Source organism: Kitasatospora sp. NPDC001119, assembly GCF_053598475.1.
Window position 1 is genome coordinate 1 of the sequence record NZ_JBSFKI010000089.1, and the last position, 4,119, is coordinate 4,119.

General features: G+C 73.1%; 4 protein-coding genes and 1 pseudogene. 3 read left to right on the forward strand and 2 right to left on the reverse strand.

What is annotated here, in order from left to right; all coding sequences use genetic code 11:
* Together ACWDD9_RS43725 and ACWDD9_RS43730 are read right to left on the reverse strand one after the other, a co-directional pair.
* Positions 1-113, reverse strand: a pseudogene (locus ACWDD9_RS43725) (electron transfer flavoprotein subunit beta); the annotation flags it as partial.
* 252 nt (positions 114-365) lie between these two features.
* Positions 366-716 carry a TlpA family protein disulfide reductase gene (locus ACWDD9_RS43730; protein ID WP_049656479.1) on the reverse strand — a complete coding sequence of 117 codons (351 nt, stop codon included), beginning with the start codon at positions 714-716 and terminating at the stop codon, positions 366-368.
* A gap of 305 nt (positions 717-1,021) precedes the next feature.
* Here ACWDD9_RS43730 and ACWDD9_RS43735 point away from each other — a divergent pair, with 305 nt between their 5' ends.
* The 3 genes from ACWDD9_RS43735 (at position 1,022) to ACWDD9_RS43745 (ending at position 4,009) form a co-directional block, all read left to right on the forward strand.
* Positions 1,022-1,447, forward strand: coding sequence for a DUF4395 domain-containing protein (locus ACWDD9_RS43735; protein ID WP_049656482.1), 426 nt, complete (start codon positions 1,022-1,024; stop codon positions 1,445-1,447).
* A 222-nt stretch (positions 1,448-1,669) separates the two neighbouring features.
* Positions 1,670-2,440 carry a lysophospholipid acyltransferase family protein gene (locus ACWDD9_RS43740; protein WP_049656484.1) on the forward strand — a complete coding sequence of 257 codons (771 nt, stop codon included), beginning with the start codon at positions 1,670-1,672 and terminating at the stop codon, positions 2,438-2,440.
* A 195-nt stretch (positions 2,441-2,635) separates the two neighbouring features.
* Entirely contained in the window at positions 2,636-4,009 is a 1,374-nt protein-coding gene (locus tag ACWDD9_RS43745) for a hypothetical protein (RefSeq protein WP_449814777.1), read from the forward strand.
* Positions 4,010-4,119 lie beyond the last annotated feature (110 nt).

A 4,119-nucleotide genomic window follows, 5' to 3' on the forward strand; every position in this document is an offset into this window, starting at 1 on the left:
TCCGACAGGAGGCCGTCCACACCCTCCCGGTCGGTGGTGTGGTCGTCCGCGAAACGACGGTCACCCGTCGCGTCCGGCACGTGCTTCACACAGACAACGATCCTCAAGCTCACGGCCTGTCTCCTGTACTGGTCTCGTCCGGCGGCTGCGGCGGTGCAAGCGGGCGCGAACACGGCACGCACCCGCTCCGGGCAGCGAATTCCCGTGCCGGTCCGGAACTTCCTGGCAGCATACTCGCCGGTAGTGCAGTGGTCACTACTGGCCAGTAGCTTATGCCGTGCGGCTGCTCCCGCCGCCTGTGCCCATCCTGCCCCAGCGCGGGGCCGACTCCACCCGCCGGGGCGGAACACCTGCGGCCGGATTGCTCACACCACGCGACCGAGCGCCGCGATCACGTCCACCCGGCGCGGCTGGCCCGCCGCCCGACGCACCACCCGGCCCTCCCCGTCCAGCACCAGGACGGTCGGCGTCCGCCGGACCTCCAGCCGGCGGACCAGCTCCAACCGCTCCTCGGCGTCCACCTCTATGTGCTCCACCCCGTCGACCATCCCGGCCACCTCCGAGAGCACCCGCCGGGTGGCCCGGCAGGGCTGGCAGAAGGCCGTCGAGAACTGCACCAGCGTCGCCCGCGCACCGAGCGGCCCGCCCAGCTCCGCCCCCGACAGCCGTACGGCGTCCGACCGCGGTACCGCGTCCGCCCCGTCCTCGGTGCTCACCCTCGTCCTCCCGTCACTCCCGGCCCGTCACCCCCGGCCACGGCGGGCCGGGACCGGCCCCGTCGAGGCACGACAACGCACGCCGTCGGCCCGGTCATCCCCCCAGTCTGCGGCAGCGCCCGCGGCGCCCGAAACACGGTCGACCGCCAGGGCCGGGACACGTACGATCGGCCGATGGACTCCGACCGCCACCCGATGCCGCCGCCGGTCCGCCGCCGCGTCATCGCCCCGGCCAGGACCACCGTCCACCGACGGCGCTGACGCCCCGCCGCTGCCGCCGCCCGTCGCGACCACCCGGAGCCCCGTTGCAGACCGATCCCCGCGGTCCCCGCTTAGCCGCAGCGCTCACCGCGATCGTCCTGGCCCTCGTCCTGGCCACCGGCAGCTGCCCGCTCCTGGGAGCCCAGACGCTCGTCTTCGCCCTCGGCTCGTTCGGCGGCCTGCGCCTGGCCCCGTACGTCCGGCTGTTCCAGGCGCTCGTGCTGCCCCGGCTCGCACCGCCCTCCGCCACCGAGGACGAACGGCCGCTCCGCCTCGACCAGGGCGTCCTCATGGTCTTCGCCGCGGTCGGCACCCTCGGCTACTGCACCGAGGTGACGTGGCTCGGCGTGATGGGCGCCTCGACCGCCCTCACCGCCGCCTTCGCCAACGCCGTGTTCGGCTACTCCGTGGGCTGCGAGCTCTACCCCCTGGTCCGGCACGCCCAGGGCCGCCTCACCTCCCGCGCCTGATGCGAGCGGCCGAAAAGTTCCCGTTCGAATTCATCACGGAGATCACATCGGCAATATTCACTTGACCGCACGCCTCAGGTGACAGCAGGCACTCGTTCGGGGGATCATCTCCGTGAATCACCCGTGACCGCCGCGGAGTGCCGTACTCCGGTCGGCACCGCCCGCGCAACGGAGCGGGTACCCGCCGAACCGGGCTCCGGCCCGTGGAAGTCAGGACTGACCGTGGCAGAGTTCGTGTACCCGCCGGTGATCGGCGCCGCACTCACCGCCTTCCGCGCGCTCGACGCGCGGATCAAGATCGTGGGCGCCGAACACATCCCCGCCAGGGGGGGAGCGGTACTGGTCAGCAACCACATCAGCTACCTGGACTTCCTCTTCGCGGGCCTCGGCGCGTACCGCGGCGGCAAGCGCAAGACCCGCTTCATGGCCAAGGACGACGTCTTCAAGCACCGGATCTCCGGCCCGCTGATGCGCGGCATGAAGCACATCCCGGTCGACCGCACCGACGGCCAGCCCGCCTACGAGGCCGCCGTGCGCGCCCTCAAGGCCGGCGAGGTGGTCGGGGTCTTCCCCGAGGCGACCATCAGCCGCTCCTTCATGCTCAAGAAGTTCAAGACCGGCGCCGCCCGGATGGCCGCCGACTCCGGCACCCCGCTGCTGCCCGTCGTGCTCTGGGGCACCCAGCAGCTCTGGACCAAGGGCCGCCCGAAGACCCTCACCAAGCGGCACGTCCCGGTCACCATCATGATCGGCGAGCCGATCCACCTCGGACCGGACGACAAGCCCGTGATGGTCACCCGGCGGCTGCGCGCCGCCATGAGCGAGATGCTCGACCAGGCCCAGCGCGAGTACCCCGGCAAGCCCTCCGGCCCGGACGACACCTGGTGGCTGCCCGCCCAGCTCGGCGGCACCGCGCCCACCCTGGAGGTCGCCGAGGCCGAGGACGAGGCGGAGGCCCTCGCCAAGGCCGAGCGCCGCGCCGCCCGGGGCTGAGGCCCGCTCCGCTCCCCTCTGTTCCCCTCCCCTCCACTCCCCCTACTCCGTGCGATCGAGCGAGCGCGGTCCGTCGCGTGTCGCCGGACCGCCGACGTCCCCCGTCTGACACAGTGACAGCTCCTTTCAGGGGCCTTCGTCCTGAATCCTCGGCGGGGGCACACGTCGGAGCGGTCGAGAGTCTCGGAGGCGGAGATGGCACGGATCACCACCGGCACACGGCAGTCACCCACGGGCAGGGCCCGCACCCGCGCGAGCGCCGGTGCGGGCCTTCTGCTTCTGGGCGCCCTGCTCACCGGCTGCGGGGCCGAACCCGGGGAGATCCCGCTCTCGGAGATCCGGCCGGAGACCCCCACCGCCACCCCCGAGGCGACACCCGCCGCGACCCCCGGCGTGGTCGGCGCGGCCGTCGGAGCCCCCGCGGCCGCCGCGCACAACGGGCTGATCGTCAGCCGCGCCTACACCGACGCCGCCCGCACCAGCACCGCGATCGTCACCCTCTCCCCCGACGGCACCGGCCAGCACCAGGTCACCCAGCCGCCGGCCCGCGCGCTCGACGACCGCCCGGACTGGTCCCCCGACGGCGCCACCATCGCCTTCGACCGCACCGACCCGCAGACCGGCACCGCCCGGCTCTGGACCGTCCTCACCGCCGGCGGCCCCGAGCACCAGGTCAACCAGCTCTGCGACAGCGGCACCGCCGACTGCGCCAACGAGGACGAACGCGCCCCCGCCTTCTCCCCCGACGGCAAGCAGGTCGCCTTCAGCCGCTCCTGGGGCGCCCTGGACCCGTCCGGCAGCCACCAGATCCAGTACTCCGACCTCTACCTGATGACCCCCGAGGGCACCGACGTCCAGCGGCTCACCTTCCTCACCAACGACAAGCCCTACTCCGGCGCGGTCAGCAACCCCAGTTGGTCCCCCGACGGCAAGCAGCTCACCTTCGAGTACCGCACCAGCGCCACGGGGCAGCCCGCCAACAGCCGCGCCATCTACGTGGTCAGCGCGGACGGCACCGGGCTGCGCCAGCTCACCCCCTGGGAACTGCGCGCCGGCGACCGCGCGGACTGGTCCCCCGACGGCACCCAGATCCTCTTCACCACCTACCCGGCCGGCCCCGACAACGCCCCCGGCGGCGGCATCTACACCGTCCACCCCGACGGCAGCGCCGTCGGCGCCCTCACCCCCGCACCCTCGGACGCCTTCTACGGCGCGGCCGCCTACGCTCCCGACGGCAAGTCCATCGTCTTCGCCCAGGCGCCCGCCGGCACCGGCGCCGACCTCTACAGCATGCGGCCGGACGGTACGGGCGTCGCCCGTCTCACCAACAGCGCGGACAAGTGGCTCAGCCGGCCGGCTTGGGGGACGGCGGAGGCCCCGGCGGCTCCCGCCGACCAGGTCCAGGCGACGGCCCAACCGTCGGATCAGGCCTCGGGTCAGGCGTCGAGCCAGGCATCGTCGGCACCTCAGGCACCCCAGGCGCCGCGGCCCGATGCCCAGCAACCCGCCCAGGCCCAGGGGCAGGCGCCCACGGAGAAGCCGCAGGCCGAATCCGAATCCGACGAATAGATTCGCCCCGGCCCTGGAAACGCGAAGAACCCCCATCCGGGACCCGGATGGGGGTTCTTCTGAAGAATTGTTCGGCGGCGTCCTACTCTCCCACAGGGTCCCCCCTGCAG

Bases quoted from the DNA above. Each gene is read 5' to 3' on its own strand.
- ACWDD9_RS43745 (WP_449814777.1), top strand. From the start codon at position 2,636: ATGGCACGGATCACCACCGGCACACGGCAGTCACCCACGGGCAGGGCC.